Origin of the sequence: Micromonospora sp. NPDC050276 (assembly GCF_044459545.1) — a bacterium.
GTDB lineage: Bacteria > Actinomycetota > Actinomycetes > Mycobacteriales > Micromonosporaceae > Micromonospora.
This window is the reverse complement of sequence record NZ_JBITJA010000015.1, coordinates 57,502-72,027: the sequence shown is the minus strand read 5'-3', so window position 1 is coordinate 72,027 and position 14,526 is coordinate 57,502. Positions and strand designations below refer to the sequence as shown.

Below are 14,526 nucleotides of genomic sequence, written 5' to 3'. Positions count from 1 at the left end.
TCAGACCATGGCCGCCAGGGCCGCGTGCCTGCCACATCGCCAGAGGATCCCGACCTCGCCGAATCCGGCCTCACGAGCGGCGGTGGCATGCCATGACGCCGGAGCGGTGAACTCGGCCGGCAGGCGTTCGCCGAAGATCGCCGCCCGCTGCGCGAGCAGCGGGCGCAGCACCTCCACCTCCCCGATGTCGCTCCACCACTGCGCCCAGGCCAGCTCCGCAGCGGCTTCGTTCGGGGCGGGGTTCAACGCGCTCATCAGGGACGGGAGTCCCTCGTCGGGCATGAGGTCCGCGACGATGAGCAGCCCACCGGGCGCCAGGCAGCGTCGAGCGTCGTCGTAGAACGCACGCACCTGGGCTGGTGTCAGGTAGTGCAGGGTCATGACCACCGTGACCAGGTCATAGCCGCAACCCGCGCGGTCCACCCAGCGCGGCGTCGACAGGTCTCCCTCCAGCGCCCGCGCCTTGCCCGCCAAGGCACTGCGCGCCAGCGCGAGCAGCACGGGATCGATGTCCATGAGGGTGATCGCGGCATCGGTCCACCGCCGAGTCATCCGCTCGGCGAGCAGCCCCGGTCCGCCACCCAGATCGAGCACCCGGCCGGGCGTCCGGCCGCGAACAGCCTCGGCGACAGAGCACAGCGTCTCCTCGAGGCTGGCGAGGTGCGGCACGAATCCCCCCATGACCCGGGACCATGTCTCGCGCCACCGGACGATCTGGGTAGGGTCGAGCACCGCGCCGGGCGCGCCAGTGATCGTTGCCATGGGTGCACTCCGGGGACGGCGCGCGAACGGGAAGGCCATACGATAACGGAAGCCATTTCCGACAGGATAGGCGATCCGAGACGGCAGAACCGGCGTATCGCGGTGCGTGTCGGTCAATCGTGGTCGAGCTCGACCAGGACCGACAGGAGCCGGTCCACCTCCTCGGCGGTGTTGTAGACGTGCAGGCTCACCCGTACGGATGCCGTCTTCTCGCCCTGGTCGCCCTGACAGTGACCGTCCGCGCGAACCAGAAGCCCGTGCGCGGCCAGGATGAACCCGAGGTCGTTCGAGCCGATCAGACGGTGGCGAAAGGCCACGATGCCTTGGCGCTGCTGCACCGGGGCGTCGGCGGCCAGGCTGCTCTGACAGCCCAGCACCTCAAAGTTGGACAGCGTGCGCAACCCGTCGGTGAGCCGCGCGCCGAGCGCGGTGTTCCACCGGGCGACGCGATCCAGGCCGGCGGCGTCGAGCCAGTCCAGCGCGGCGACCAGGCTGATGATGCCACTGGTGTTGGGGGAGCCCTTCCAGCCGGCCGGCGCGTAGGCCGGACCGCGCTGATTGCGCGCCCAGATCGCGCCGGTGCCGGGCAGCGCCATCGCCTTGTGTCCGGAGAACACCACGAAGTCGACGTCGGTCGCCGTGGTGGAGAGCGGCAGGTGCCCCACGCCCTGCGCAGCGTCGAGGCAGATCGGGACGGTCGATCCGGCTGCCGCCCGCAGCCGGTGCACGTTCATGTCGTTGCCGTAGACGTGGTGCACGTGGGTCGCGGCGATCAGGCGCGTCCGATCGTTGATCATCGCCGCGAGCCGGCCGGTGTCGTAGTCGTGGGCGGCGTCATAGGGCATCGCCCGTACGCCGATCGAATTGCCCTGGCGACGCAGCAGCTCCGCGGTTTCCAGCCAGGGTGCGTTGTTGGCGGCGTGATCGGCGAACGGCACGATGATCTCGTCCCCGTCGCGCAGCTGCGGGGCGAGCCAGTCGCGGGCGATGGAGCGCAGTCCCTCGGTGGTGCCGCTGACGAAGTGCACACCCGAACGCTGCGGCGCCGGGTCGTCGAGGAAGCGGCGCAGCCGGTCGCGGGCCTGTTCGATGCGGGTGGTGGTCCGGTTCGCCCACGGGTACGTACCCCGGGCGGCGTTGGCGTTGCCCGTCGTCAGATAGGTCAGGACGGCGTCGAGGACCGCCTGCGGCTTTTGCGAGGTGGCCGCGCTGTCCAGATACGCCACGTCGGGGTTGGCGGTGATGAGCGGGAACTGAGCGCGCAACGCCTCCTGCCAGGGGCGTAGCTCATCGAGAGCATCCATGTCAGTCGCGCACGAGCTCGGCCCCGGCGTCGCGCCAGGCGATGATCCCGCCGTCGAGCGAGCGCACGTCTGGATGACCCATCCGGGTCAGCAGAGCGGCGTAGCGGGCGGACTTCTCCCCCACCGGGCAGACCAGCAGCACCGGCTGGCGGCGTCCGAAGGGCAGCCCGCCATGCAGCAACTCGGCGAAGAGTTCGTCGACGATGTTGATCGAGCCGTCGATATGCAGGGCCTGGTACGCGAACGGGCTGCGCAGGTCGATCACCACGCCGCGGCGCTCGGCGATCCACCGCTCGGCTTCCGCGACATCCACGGTGACCGCCTGCCGCACGTCCGCGTCGGTCACCGTGCGGAGGGAGTTACGCCGCGGTGGCCGACCGAACAGCTCGGGGCGGCGATCCCGCAGATAGCTCATGTAGCTCTCGACGCGGTCACAGACGATGAAGACCGCCGTGCGGCGTTCGGTGAGCTGCCCGTCGATGCCGCGCAGATGTCGTACGGCACCCTGGTAGGCGCCACCACCGGTCGGCCCGGCGAGCGTGCCGCATCGGCGGACGAGAGTCAGCAAACCATCGATGGCGTCGTCAGCGGTGATCGTCTCCACCGTGTCGTAGACGCCGGGGTCGAAGAGACCAACCTCCTGCACCTCGTCGATGGTGCGGATTCCCGGGATGAAGTCGGACTTGTGCGCCACCAGGCCGATGACGCGCACGTCAGGATTGTGCTGGCGCAGCGCGGCCGCCACCCCGGTGGAGGAGCCGGCCGTTCCGACGCAGGCGATGAAGTAGTCCGGGGCTCGGCCGTCGAGGTCCTTCACGATCTCCGGGCCGGTACCGTTCAGGTGCGCGTCGACGTTGAGCTCGTTGAAGTACTGGTCGGTGTGCAGGTAGCCGCCGCCCGACCCGGCGAGCCGGTGGTACATCTGGGTCAGCGGGTCGTCGGTGTCGGTGGGGTCGAGGCATTCGGCCTGCCCGGGCAGCTCGTCGATCTCCGCGCCCAGCAACAGCAGCAGGTCCTTGATCTCGGCGACCTTCATGCGGTTGGTGACGCTCTTGAAGGTGAGCCCGTGCATCCCGGCGATGACGGCGAGAGCCTTGGCCGTGTTGCCGCTCGACAACTCGACGACGGTGTCGCCGCGCTCAACGGCCTGGGTGAGCAGGGGGCGGGCCATGTTCCACGCGGCGCGGTCCTTCAGCGAGCCGAACGGGTTGAGCAGCTCCATCTTGGCGTACAGGTCGATGTTGCGCAGACCGTGCACGGCGGGGTCGATGCGCACCAGCGGAGTGTTGCCGATGGCCTCGGTCATGTTCTCGAACCTCATGGTGCCTCCGCACGATGGTGAACGGGCCAGTACTGCTCGTCGAGGCACCATCGCCACGCTCCGTCGTCGCGGTACAGCGCGACCTTGCGGCCGATCGGTTGGCGCAGCGCGTGCGTGGCGCTGAAGTCCATGAGGTAGCCGGCAGTGTTGACGAAGGCCAGCAGGTCGCCGGGGCGGGGCCGGGACGGCAGGAAGACCTTGCGTCGGGTGATGAGATCCGCTTCGAGACAGAGGTTGCCGAACAGGTAGACCCCCACCGGTCCCGGAGCGGCCGGGGTCGTGCGGTGCACGACGACCGGGTCCATCAGGACGCCGTGTTCCTCAAGGCTGACATCGCGTGCGTTGCAATCCAGGCGCACGATCGTGTCGCCGTTGGCCTCGTCACGTACCTCCAGAACGCTCGCCAGGACCAGGCCGCACTGGTCGAGCAGGGCCCGACCCGGCTCGACGTGCAGGTCGTACATGTTGTCCAACAACAATGTGCCGAGTGGACGGCGCTGCTCGGGCGCGGTTGTTCGCAGCAGCCGATCGAGATACGCGGGCCCGGAAACGGGCCGGTAAGCGGGGTACAGGTTCAGCGAGCCCCGCACGTGGCCACCCTCGGCGCGCAGCCCGTAACCGTGCCCGTTCCAGGTCAATGGCGCCCGACTGCCGAGCACCGCCTCGGTCAACGCGGAGGTGTACTGCTCCCACTGAGCGCCGTCAGCGAGGTAGTTAACGCCGAACCCACCGCCGATGTCCACTGACCATGGCCGCAGACCGCGGCGGCGGCACTCATCGAGCACGCCGAGGCAGCCCTCCAACGCGACAGCCTTTTCCGGCAGCCCGATCGTGTCGAGGTGAAATGCCACTCCGACCAGATCCAGGGCATCGGCGTGTTTCTCGATCACGTCGAGAACCTCGCTCGCCGCGGCGGCCGGCACCCCGAAGCGGCTGCGACGACTGCCGAGCTGCAGGCCTGTTGAGGTGAAGCCCGACAGGCGCGCCATCACCCGTACGCGCGGCAACGACCAATCCGTGACCACCGTGGCGAGCGCCGCCAACTCGCCGACCGAATCAGCGCTGACGGTGACTCCGGTGCGGGCGCACAGCCAGAGGAACTCCTCGTTCTTCGGCCCGGTCGCCATGATCCGTTGCGGCACGAAGCCAGCACCGAGCGCGTGCTGCAGCTCGGCGAGCGACGCCACGTCGATACCCGCGTCGGTGGCGGCTAGTTCGCGCACCAAGGCGCTGGATCGATTGGCCTTGTGCGCGTAATAGATCTGACCGGAGAGGCGATGGTCGGAAAAGACCGAACGGAATGCGGCGACGTTGTGCGCCAACTGCTGTGGCAAAATCACGCCGAGTGGAGATCCCAACGCGTCGGTTAATTGTGCCATTAACACGGTTTCGTCGAGCGCCGACCGCAGCGTCGGATCGATTCGCGGAGACAGGTAAAGGGGCAATGCGACTCCTCAGGTGAGTCGTGGCGCCACGGACGCCGCCACCCCTCTCGCCGAAAACCCTTCGTGACGACGGCCTGCTTCAACGTAACCGATGTTCCGACGCCCGCCAAGGGGTGGCAGCCGAGCGACTGGACGCCGCACCGCCATATATACGAGTGCGCATATATGGCAGCGGCCGTCAATGCACGAGTCGACCACCCAGCAAGCCCGAAGACCACGACGTAGAATCATTGTCTTCTTCTGCCGGCCCGGAGCACGCTTGATACCCGGTGCGGACGAGACCCGAGTCCGCAGTTCAGCCTTCGGCGCAGGCAGCGCAGATACCGAAGATCTCCATAGTGTGGTTGACGTCGGTGAAGCCGTGGCGGGCGGCCATCCGGTGAGCCCATTCGTCGACGCTTGGGCCGGTGACCTCGACAGTTCGGGCGCAGAGGCGACACACCAGGTGGTGATGTTGGGTATGGGTGCTGCACCGGCGGAACAACTGCTCACCGTTGGGCAGCCGCATACTGTCGATCTCGCCGCTGTCGACCAACGCCTGCAGGGTGCGGTAGACGGTGGTCAGGCCGACCGGCACCTCGCGGGCACGCAGGTCCGCATACAGCCGCTGCGCGCTGCGGAACTGGTCGGACTCCTCCAGTAGCGCCCTCACCTCGGCTCGCTGTCGGGTGTTGCGGCTGGCGCCGGGCGGTATGCCACTCATGGCCACGTTCCTCGGGTCCGCGTCGCTTCCTGTAGCGGCGTGGCAGCCTCGTCACCGAGGCCGCCACGCCTCCCCCTGATCCGCCCACCGGAGGTACCACGCTCCTCGACGGACCGACGAAATGATAACCAGTTCAGTTTGATGCAGGACTTTCCGCCCCCGCCGGCCACGCACGTCTCGCCGCCTTGTCGCTGGCGATGCGATCCGCCCTGCCCCGGGGGCAGAGGCCGGAGATGCTGGTGCCGGTCGAAGCGCGGCGCCTACGAGGAGTAGGCGCCGCGCCGATCGGATCCACTACGGCACACGCGTTCTACCGGGGCGGATGGTGACAGTAGGTCGGCAGATCAACTGAGGCGGGACGGGTCAGGGAAGGACTTCGAAGGTGAAGGTCTTGGCGCCTGAACTGACGGTGGCGCCGCTGGACGCGAGTTGGCCGGTGACTTCGAAGGTGACGGCGTAGGTGCCGGCGGCGTCGAAGCCCCAGTTGGCGTGGGCGTGGGTGTTGTAGTTGACGTTGAGGCTGTCCGGCAGGCCGTTCCCGCTGTCGAACAGCACGGTGGGGGTGCCACCAGAGACGGTGTAGATACTGAAGCCCGCGGGGCCGGAGACGCTGGTGAGCTTGAAGGTGACCCGGTTGTTCTGGAAGATGCCGCTGGGCACCTCGGTGGTGTTCCACCCGGCCCAGAGCAGCCCGGCGGTGCTGGACTGCGGCAGGACCCACGCCTGACCACCGGTGCCGAGGAAGGACCAGGCCGAGCCACCGGGCACGGTGATTTTGCCGGAGTTCGGCACCCGGAAGAGCACGTCGGCGGGGTTGCGTTCGACGCTGGTGGTGCCGGTTCCGTCCAGGACGTTGACGGTGAGCGCACCGGCAGCGTAGTCGACGTCGATCACGTCGACATGACCGCTGGAGAGCACCACCGGTGCCGCGGCGACGGGCGAAGCGGTGCCGACGAGCAGTGCGCCGGTCAGCAGGAGACCGGCGAAGAACCGGCTGCGGGTACGCATGGCGTTCACGCCTTGACCGTGAAGCGCAGCGTGGCGGGGGCGGAGGTCACCTGCTGGCCGGTGGCGGCCAGGGTGCCGGTGGCGCGCACGGTCACGCAGTAGGTGCCGGCCTTGTCGAACGCCCAGTTGGCGTGGGTGTGGTCACCGGCGGTCACCGTGACGGCATCCGGAAGCCCATCGCCGCTGTCAGCCAGGATGGTTGGCTGGCCGACAGCGTTCTCGGTGTAGATCGCGAGCTGGCCGGGACCGGTAACCGACTGCACGGACAACGTCAGCGCGTCGCCGGCGAAGACTCCGGCTTCGATCTCCTCGGCGGCGATGCCCGGCCAGATCAGGTTGGTGTTCTGGATCTGCGGCAGGACCCACACCTTTGACACGCCCGGGGTGCCCAGGAAGGCGAAGGCGGGGTCGGCGGGGACGGTGACCTTGGCTTGGCGCTTGACGATCAGCTTGACCTCGTCGGCGCCGTACTCGATGTCGTTGTCCTCGTCGTGGACGCCGACCTCCAGCGTGCCGGCCTCGTAGGCCACGTCGACGAGGTCGAGGTGGCCGGTGTCGAACACCACGGCAGACGTGGTGGCGGCCTGGGCGGGCAGGGCCGTGGCGACCAATGCCACGCCCAGGACACCCGACGCCAGCAAATGACGGATGGTGCTACGCACGAAGAGACTCCTCTCCCCGCGAAGGTCCCGAGTGGACCAACGCTTAATGGAAACGATAGTCGTTTTACTTTACTTGCGATAGGGCTGGACGAGGGTTCGGATGCGCGTCATCGCCGAGTTCCTGCCCGCCGGGGCGTCGCCACCGCCGGGTCAGGAGGCCGTGCCGCGGGGCGAACAGCCAGGCGGCCAGGAAGACAGCGGTGGCGACCAGGACGATGGTGCCGCCGACCGGCGTGTCGTAGCTCCAGGACAGGTACAGCCCGACAATCGCCGAGACGCCGCCGACCAGCGGGGCGAGCAGCATCATCACGCCGAGCCGGTCGGTGAGCAGACGGGCCGCCGCCGCGGGGGTGATCAGCAGGGCCAAGACGAGGATGTTGCCGATGGTCTGCAGGGAGATCACCACGGCCAGGGTGACCAGGACGTAGAGCACGATGTCGAGCCAGAAGACCGACAGGCCCATGGAGCGGGACATCTCCCGGTCCAGGCAGACCGCGACGAATTCCTTGTGCAGCGCGAGCACCAGGCCCAGGATGACCAGGCCGGTGCCACCGACGACGTAGAGGTCGCGGTCCGGGATACCGGTGATCGAGCCGAAGAGGAACTGCTGCAACGACCCGGCGTACCCGGGGGCCTGCGAGATGATCACGATGCCGAGGGCGAACGCGCCGACCAGGAAGACACCGATGATCGAATCCTCCTTGACCCGCCGGTTCTGCGAGAAGATCGCGATCAGCAGAGCGGTGGCGACACCGGCGACAGCGCCACCGAGCACCAGGCTGCCCTGCAGGACGAAGGCGACCGCGATGCCCGGGAAGACCGCGTGCGCCACGGCGTCGCCGATGAACGCCATGCCCCGCAAAACGACGTAGCAGCCGACGACGCCGCAGACGATGCTGGACATGACCGCGATCGCCAGCGCCTTGGGCAGGAACGCGAGGTCGGGGTTGAGCAGGTCGGCGAGGAAATCGGTGATCGACATCAGGTTGCCCTCACGAGCTTCAGCAGCGGGGAGGTTTCACTCACCCCGAAGGTCTTCGTCCACAGCTCGGCGTCCTGCAGGTCCGCCGGCTGCCCATCGGCGATGATCCGGCCGTTGAGCAGGACCAGACGGGTGCAGGAGTCGACCGCCGCGACGAGATCGTGAGTGGTCATCAGCACCGCCCGGTCCTCTGCCGCCAGGCTGATGAACAGGTCACCAAGCAGTTCCTGCGTGGGCATGTCGAGTCCGGTGAACGGCTCGTCCAGCAGCAGGATGCGCGGCGCGAGCGCGAGAGCTCGGGCGACCAGGACGCGTTGGCGTTGCCCGCCGGACAGCTCACCGACCGGCCGGCGACGCAAACCGGTCAGCTGTACGCGGTCCAGCGCGTCGCCGACTGCCCGCCAGTCGGCGACGCCAGGGCGGCGCAGCAAGCCGATGCGGCCGGTCCGGCCGCTCATCACGGCCTGTTCGACCGAGATGGGAAAGTCCCAGGTGAACTCGTGGCGCTGGGGGACGTAACCGATTTCGGACCGGCCGGGACGCGACGGCTTGCCCTCCACCGTCACGGTGCCGCCGCGGCTGCGAGTCAGTGCCAGGATGGCGCGGAGCAGGGTGGTCTTCCCGGCGCCGTTGGGCCCGAGCAGCCCGACCAACTCGCCTCGGTCCAGGTGCAGCCGGATGTCCCGCAGGACTGGCCGGCCGCCGAGGTCCACGTCCAACCCTTCGATGTCGAGTGCTCTCACCGCTGGCCCTCCGACAGTGCGGACGTGCGTTCCTGTTCGGCCCGGCGCTTCGCGCCGCGTCCGCGGAGCAGCAGGAGGACCAGCCCGACGGCGAGCAGGGCGGCCGCGCCTGCCAGCGCGATGAGCAGCAGTGACGTGGACGTGCCGGCAGGCTCGTCGGCTGCGGCCCGATCCTCGTCGGTTGCTGTCTGCCCTGCTGCTGCGGGGATGTCCGCGGTGGCGGCGAACGCCGCCTCGGCGCTCGTGGTGTCGCCCACGGCGAAGCGCAGCGTGCGGGTCGCCGAAACCGCCTCCCCGTTGATCAGGTCGGCCGACGCCCGGACCGCGACCAGGTAGACGCCGGGTGCGGTGAACACCCAGTTGGCGTGGGTGTGGGTGTTGACCTCGGCCCAGAAGGGCTGAGCGGTGGGTTCGGCGGAGCGCCAGAGCGGCTGAGGTGCGGCGAAGTTGCCCGACTGCAGGTAGGTGGTGAGGTTTCCCGGTCCCCGTACGCCGAGTAGGGTCAGGGTGACGCCACGGTCGATGGTCTGCATCACCCGGGGGTCCTGGGTATTCCAGCCGAGCCAGATGACGTTCTGGTTCTGGACCTGCGGCACCACGTACACCCGCTTGCCGGCGTCGACCCCGAGGAAGGCGTACGCCGGGTCGTCGGGAACGGTCTGCAGCGCGGCATCGGAGACCCGAATCAAGGCCTCGTCGGGGTCGCGCCACACCGGTCGTGCCTGCGTGCCGTCGTGGATCAGCACTGTCCACTGGTTGTCGACGTAGCGGGGGCCGATGTCGACGTGCCCGGTGGCGAGTTCCGCCCGGCCGGTGGCCAGGGGCTGATCGGCGGCGATCGACTGACCGAGGCCCGGTGTCGGCTCCTCGGCGCGGGCCGGGGTCTGCGTCGTGGCCAGCACGATGACCGTGGCCACCGCGCATCGCAGGATCGCGCTGATCGTACGGGGGCGGCGTCGCGCCCGTCCTGCCGTCACTGGCTCCTCCATCACTTGTCCGTCAGGCAGTCGTGCAGCGATTCGGCGTTGAACCGCATCATGTCCGCATACGTGGTGACGTCCCGGTCAAAGGTGTCGCCGTAGATCGCGCAGACCCGCAGCCCCTCTTCGCGGGCCACCTCGGTCAGGGTGGTGGATCGGGCCACCAGGTTGGGCTCCAGGAAGACCGCGGGGATCTTCAGGTTGCGGACCGTCTCGGTGAGCCGGCGGCGATCGGCGAGGCTCGGCTCGGTGGCGGGGTTGGGGGTGACGAAGCCAGAGATCTGGACCCCGTACGCCTGGCCCAGGTAGCCGAACGCGTCGTGGGTGCTGACCAGGTGACGTCGTGACGGCGGGATGGAAGCGATGGTGTCCCGGACCTGCGTGTCGAGCGTCTCCAGTTCCCGGATGTAGGCCGAGGCGTTCGTGCGGTAGTCCGTCGCGCCCTGCGGGTCGACGCCGATCAGGGTGTCTCGGATGAGCTCCACATAGGAGATGGCATTGCGGACGTTCTGCCACAGGTGCGGGTCGATCTCGCCGTGCACGTGCTTGCCGAGCACCGCCTGCGGAAGCTGATAGACCTGGGTGCCGGGTCGGCCGAGGAACCGGAACCTGCGATCACCGGGCACCTCCAGCAGCGCTTTGTTCGGCACCTCGATCACAGTGCTGGTCGGGTCGTACACCCGCTGGTTGGCTTCACCGCTGCCCTCCGGGTCGGCGAACAGGTAGAGCCGCCGCTCGTCGAGGTCGACGGTGACGTCGGCGTGGCCGGAGTTCAGCACCTCCGCGCCCGCCATGCCCGACACCGAGTGCGGGTCCACCCCGACGGCGAAGGTGAACACCTGCTCCCCCAGGGGAATGGGCGCGGTCTCGGGGGTCACCGCCAGCTGCGCCCGCATGCTCAGCCGGTAGACACCCGGCTTGGTGAACGCCCAGCTCATGTGGGTGTGGGCGTCGGGTGGCAGCGTGGCGGTGTCGTCCCGGTAGCCATTGGCGGGGTCGAACCCGTCGCCGGAGTCGACGTAGAACGACGGGTTGCCGAACGACTCGGTCAGGTACCCGAGCATCCGGCCCGGCCCGTCCGCGGCGGTCGCGGTGAGCAGCACGTCGGAGGCGCGGTTCGCGCCCTGCGCCGCACCGGTGCCGCGTACCCGCATGCCCAACCAGATGGTGTCCAGTGACACGTCCTCGACCAGCGGGATGATCTCCGCGGCGTACTTCACCGCGCCCTCGGCCAGCGAGATGTTCGGTACGCCGTCGCGCAGGTTCGCGTCCAGCGCCTTGATGACGGCCTGCTCCTCCAGGAGCAGGTAGTTGCTGAACGCGACGTCGGCGTAGACGACATCCCGGACGTCCCGCAGCGACGGCTCGTAGCTGTGCGGGTCGGCACCGTCCGGCACCAAGGAACTGACAGCTACCCGCTGCCCGCCGACGTTGCTCACCAGGTCCCGCAGGATGCCGGTGGTCGTGATGACCTGGACCCGGTCGTCGTTGGCGGTCAATGCCACCTCCGACCGGCAGCCGGCGATCAGCCCCACGATCAGCAGCGGCAGGATCGCCTGCCGCAGCCGTGACGCGACCAGCTGGCTCATGCGTCTGCCGTCGCGAGGCCGGCGCGGCGGCGACGGGCCAACAGCACCAGCAGCGCCCCGACGGCGACGAGAACCACGCCGGCCGCGCCGGCCGTCAACACCCAACCGGTGCCGGTGCGCGGGAGACGGCCAGCACCGCCCTGGTCTCCCCCGTCGTTGTCCCCGCCGCTCCCGGTGCCACTGCCGGAGCCGAAACCGCTGTTCGGGTCGGTGCTGTCGCCGACGGCGATGGTGAGCGTCTTCGTGTCGGTGACCGCCCTGCCGGCACTGGTGGTGCCGTTCATCTGCACGGCGAGGCGGTACAGGCCGGGCTTGCCGAACGCCCAGTTGCCGTGCGCGTGGGTGTTCAGCGGGACGCTCAGTTGCTGCGGGAACGCCTTGGCCGAGTCGAACAGCACGTCGGCCTTGCCGAACGAGCCGGTCAGAAACAGGGCGAACCGGCCGGGCCCGTTGACGCCCTTCAGCGTCCAGGTGACGTTGCCCTTGACCCCCGACACGACGGACTCGTGCTGGGTGTTCCAGCCGGGCCAGACGATGCCCGCCTGCTGGGACTGCGGCAGCAGCCACACGGCGTCGCCCTGCTTGCCGAGGAAGTCGGCGCCGGCCGGCACCGTGATCTTCGCGTTGTCCTTGACCTGCAGAACCACGTCGGCGGTCTCCCGCCAGACCGGAGGGCTGGTCCGGTCGTCCTTGATCCGGATCGTCCACTTGTCTCCGGACAGTTGGGGGCCCATGTCGACGTGCCCGTCGGCAATCACCTGGCGGGCACCCGTAGCGGTGGTGGCCGCCGCCTTCGCGGCCGCCGCCGGTGGGGCTGCGGCGGGTTTCGGCGCAGCCGCGGGTTTCGGGGCAGCCAGGGGCTTCGGCGCAGCCGGGGGCGCGGCGAGTGCGCGCGCTGCCGACTGCCCGTCGGGGCGAGTCGCCGGCTTGGCCAGAGCCGGCAGCGGCGCCTGCTCGACCGGGCTGATCGTGGGGACCCGCACCTTGTACGTCACCTCGGCGCCGACCTTCTCGCCGGAGCGCAGGGTGGCCGAGCCGGTCAAGGTCAGCCGGTAGTCACCGGCCGCGTCGAAGGCCCAGACCACGCCGCCGGTCCGTGTCGCCACCGGCAGCTGCACCGTCCGCTTCAGGCCCGGGCCGCTGCCGAAGAGCGGGGTCGCCGTGTCGAGACCGGACAGGGTGTACGCGGTGAACGTTCCCGGCCCCTCGACCGAGCGTACGGTGAGGGCCACCGTGTCGTCGGTGACGACGCCGGGGCGTACCTCGGTGGTGTCCAGCGCGGGGAACCCACTGTCGCCGGTGGACAGTGACCACACGGCGTGGCCCGGCGAACCGAGGAAGGCGAAGCTCTTCCCTGCCGGCACGCGACCGGCCAGCCCGCCGTCCGGGCCGAGCACCACCTCGGCCGGGTCGTGTCCGGCCGCGTCGCGGGACACCTGCGCGGCGTCGCGCAGCCGCAGCGACATCGAGTCGCCGCTCAGCGCGACGGACACCAGGTCCGCGCCGGCCGTGCTGACCGCGGCCGGTTCCGCGGCCGCCGGCACTCCCCCAGTGGCCAACGCCAGTACGGCTAGCGCAAGACCGGCGGCGCCGGTGCGCATCGTTCTCATCCTCATTGCCTGCTCCCCAGACGGCTTCGTAGTAGTTCATTGGCGTCGTGTCGCGCCGTGACGACATGACTGGCGGCGTTGACGCCGTCTGACGCGATCGAGAGGGCCGGGACGGCACGCTCTGTTCGGCACAGCCGTGTCATCGCTCGCCCTGCACCGTGTGATCGATGTCCGGCTGTCGGTCGTGGTGGCCCGGTTCACGATGATCAGCGTCCGGCACCGGTTGACCCGACCTAGCGCTGCCACCATCGCCCCGGGGGCCCGCATCGATCGCGGCAGGGACCGCGCCCTCTCGGCCATCCGAGGTCCGTTCGGTCTCCCGGCTGGCCTCGGCACGACCCTCCTCCCTGGCGGCGGCTACCGCCTGGGCGATCTGTCGAGACCGCCGTCGGCGGGCGGCGAGCAGCGCCCAGCCAACGAGGGCGAACAGGACCAGCAGGACCAGCTGCGGCCAGGGCACCGCCCAGAATGAGGCCCGCGCCGTGCCGACCACCGGCTGTGGGTCGAGGACCTGGTCGCCCACGGCGGCGGGCGTGACGACGGCGTTCACGGTCAGCCGGAACAGTGGCGGCACGCCCGTCATGCGTACCGTCGTGGTCAGTTCGCCGCCGGGCAGGATCTCCGGCAGGGCCGCCCCGTCGGTCGAGCGCCGACCGAGGCCGAACGGCCCGGCCGCGGCGAGCGTGGGCTGCCCGGTGAGCCGGACATTGCCGCTGTTGCGGACGGTGAACGTGGCGGTGAGCGTGCCACCGGCGAGGGGGTTGAGCGAGCCGCTGTGCCGTACCCGAAGGTCCTCAACGGTCAGCGCCGGTTGCAGCTCGCCAGTCACCCGCAGGTAGATCCGCGCGCCGACACGATGGTCGACGGCGACCTGGTTGGCCTGCGCGTCCACCGTCGTGGCTGCGAGCGAGGCGACGATCCCGCCGGCGTGATCCCCGGGCGTGGCGTTGTTCGGCACGGTGAGCGTGAACGGGATGTCCAGGCGGGACGTGGACGGAATGGTCACGGTGCCGCCGGTGAAACGGACCCAGGCGCCGACGTCGGTCGGCTGCTGACCACCGGCCAGCAGGTCGAACCCGCCCTGCGCGGTGGTGAACGCGTCGCTGGCGTACAGGTTGAGGGTCAGCGGGCGCGCCGAGTGGTTGGTGACTGCGACGTAGTCGGTCACTGTGGCACCGGGGTCGAGCTTGTAGGTGAACGCTGGCCGGCCGTTCGGGCCCTTCGCACCCGACGGCGCCACTCCCCACGTCACGGCAGACGTCACCGACGGCGCAGGAGGCGTGGGTGGTGCCGGGGCCGCGCCGAGCAGGACGAGGCCGGTGGCGATGGCGGCGAACAGGCGCATGGGTTCCGTTCCTGGTTATGAGGGTCAGTCGGGGTGGGCGGGTCGCGGCAACGGCCCGCCCACCCCGCGGCC

At 69.5% G+C, this 14,526-nt stretch carries 13 protein-coding genes; all 13 read right to left on the bottom strand.

What is annotated here, in order from left to right; genetic code table 11:
* The 13 genes from ACIBF8_RS26745 to ACIBF8_RS26685 all read right to left on the bottom strand — a co-directional run bounded on the left by ACIBF8_RS26745 (position 1) and on the right by ACIBF8_RS26685 (position 14,454).
* Positions 1 to 762, bottom strand: coding sequence for a methyltransferase domain-containing protein (locus tag ACIBF8_RS26745; RefSeq protein ID WP_396786549.1), 762 nt, complete (start codon positions 760 to 762; stop codon positions 1 to 3).
* 113 nt (positions 763 to 875) lie between these two features.
* On the bottom strand, positions 876 to 2,066 hold the full coding sequence (locus tag ACIBF8_RS26740; protein ID WP_396786548.1) for an aminotransferase class V-fold PLP-dependent enzyme: 1,191 nt from the start codon (positions 2,064 to 2,066) through the stop codon (positions 876 to 878).
* Between the two features lies 1 nt (position 2,067).
* Positions 2,068 to 3,387, bottom strand: a complete 1,320-nt coding sequence (locus ACIBF8_RS26735; protein WP_396786546.1) for a pyridoxal-phosphate dependent enzyme — start codon at positions 3,385 to 3,387, stop codon at positions 2,068 to 2,070.
* A complete protein-coding gene (locus tag ACIBF8_RS26730; RefSeq protein WP_396786544.1) occupies positions 3,384 to 4,832 on the bottom strand; it encodes a Y4yA family PLP-dependent enzyme in 1,449 nt (482 codons plus the stop codon). Before ACIBF8_RS26730 ends, ACIBF8_RS26735 begins: the two co-directional genes overlap by 4 nt.
* A 295-nt stretch (positions 4,833 to 5,127) precedes the next feature.
* Positions 5,128 to 5,535, bottom strand: coding sequence for a Fur family transcriptional regulator (locus ACIBF8_RS26725; RefSeq protein WP_396786542.1), 408 nt, complete (start codon positions 5,533 to 5,535; stop codon positions 5,128 to 5,130).
* A gap of 363 nt (positions 5,536 to 5,898) precedes the next feature.
* The gene (locus tag ACIBF8_RS26720) at positions 5,899 to 6,552 is read right to left on the bottom strand and encodes a choice-of-anchor M domain-containing protein (protein WP_396786540.1); all 654 of its coding nucleotides are present in this window, start codon (positions 6,550 to 6,552) and stop codon (positions 5,899 to 5,901) included.
* Positions 6,549 to 7,205 carry a choice-of-anchor M domain-containing protein gene (locus tag ACIBF8_RS26715; protein ID WP_396786538.1) on the bottom strand — a complete coding sequence of 219 codons (657 nt, stop codon included), beginning with the start codon at positions 7,203 to 7,205 and terminating at the stop codon, positions 6,549 to 6,551. The genes ACIBF8_RS26720 and ACIBF8_RS26715 overlap by 4 nt, the downstream gene beginning before the upstream one ends.
* A gap of 64 nt (positions 7,206 to 7,269) precedes the next feature.
* Positions 7,270 to 8,187 carry an anchored repeat-type ABC transporter permease subunit gene (locus tag ACIBF8_RS26710; RefSeq protein ID WP_396786536.1) on the bottom strand — a complete coding sequence of 306 codons (918 nt, stop codon included), beginning with the start codon at positions 8,185 to 8,187 and terminating at the stop codon, positions 7,270 to 7,272.
* The gene (locus ACIBF8_RS26705; protein WP_396786673.1) at positions 8,187 to 8,900 is read right to left on the bottom strand and encodes an anchored repeat-type ABC transporter ATP-binding subunit; all 714 of its coding nucleotides are present in this window, start codon (positions 8,898 to 8,900) and stop codon (positions 8,187 to 8,189) included. The genes ACIBF8_RS26710 and ACIBF8_RS26705 overlap by 1 nt, the downstream gene beginning before the upstream one ends.
* Before the next feature lie 26 nt (positions 8,901 to 8,926).
* On the bottom strand, positions 8,927 to 9,919 hold the full coding sequence (locus ACIBF8_RS26700) for a choice-of-anchor M domain-containing protein (protein ID WP_396786534.1): 993 nt from the start codon (positions 9,917 to 9,919) through the stop codon (positions 8,927 to 8,929).
* Positions 9,919 to 11,499: an anchored repeat ABC transporter, substrate-binding protein gene (locus ACIBF8_RS26695; RefSeq protein ID WP_396786533.1), complete on the bottom strand. Its 1,581-nt coding sequence runs from the start codon at positions 11,497 to 11,499 to the stop codon at positions 9,919 to 9,921. Before ACIBF8_RS26695 ends, ACIBF8_RS26700 begins: the two co-directional genes overlap by 1 nt.
* A complete protein-coding gene (locus ACIBF8_RS26690; RefSeq protein WP_396786671.1) occupies positions 11,496 to 13,100 on the bottom strand; it encodes a TIGR03773 family transporter-associated surface protein in 1,605 nt (534 codons plus the stop codon). The genes ACIBF8_RS26695 and ACIBF8_RS26690 overlap by 4 nt, the downstream gene beginning before the upstream one ends.
* A 148-nt stretch (positions 13,101 to 13,248) precedes the next feature.
* Complete coding sequence (locus ACIBF8_RS26685) at positions 13,249 to 14,454, bottom strand: WxL protein peptidoglycan domain-containing protein (RefSeq protein WP_396786532.1); 1,206 nt, start codon at positions 14,452 to 14,454, stop codon at positions 13,249 to 13,251.
* Between the last annotated feature and the right edge of the window lie 72 nt (positions 14,455 to 14,526).

Excerpts from the sequence above, each read along its gene's own strand:
- ACIBF8_RS26690 (WP_396786671.1), bottom strand. The coding sequence starts at position 13,100 with ATGCGCACCGGCGCCGCCGGTCTTGCGCTAGCCGTACTGGCGTTGGCC.
- ACIBF8_RS26725 (WP_396786542.1), bottom strand. The coding sequence starts at position 5,535 with ATGAGTGGCATACCGCCCGGCGCCAGCCGCAACACCCGACAGCGAGCC.
- ACIBF8_RS26710 (WP_396786536.1), bottom strand. The coding sequence starts at position 8,187 with ATGTCGATCACCGATTTCCTCGCCGACCTGCTCAACCCCGACCTCGCG.
- ACIBF8_RS26745 (WP_396786549.1), bottom strand. The coding sequence starts at position 762 with ATGGCAACGATCACTGGCGCGCCCGGCGCGGTGCTCGACCCTACCCAG.
- ACIBF8_RS26695 (WP_396786533.1), bottom strand. The coding sequence starts at position 11,499 with ATGAGCCAGCTGGTCGCGTCACGGCTGCGGCAGGCGATCCTGCCGCTG.
- ACIBF8_RS26685 (WP_396786532.1), bottom strand. The coding sequence starts at position 14,454 with ATGCGCCTGTTCGCCGCCATCGCCACCGGCCTCGTCCTGCTCGGCGCG.
- ACIBF8_RS26735 (WP_396786546.1), bottom strand. The coding sequence starts at position 3,387 with ATGAGGTTCGAGAACATGACCGAGGCCATCGGCAACACTCCGCTGGTG.
- ACIBF8_RS26700 (WP_396786534.1), bottom strand. The coding sequence starts at position 9,919 with ATGGAGGAGCCAGTGACGGCAGGACGGGCGCGACGCCGCCCCCGTACG.
- ACIBF8_RS26740 (WP_396786548.1), bottom strand. The coding sequence starts at position 2,066 with ATGGATGCTCTCGATGAGCTACGCCCCTGGCAGGAGGCGTTGCGCGCT.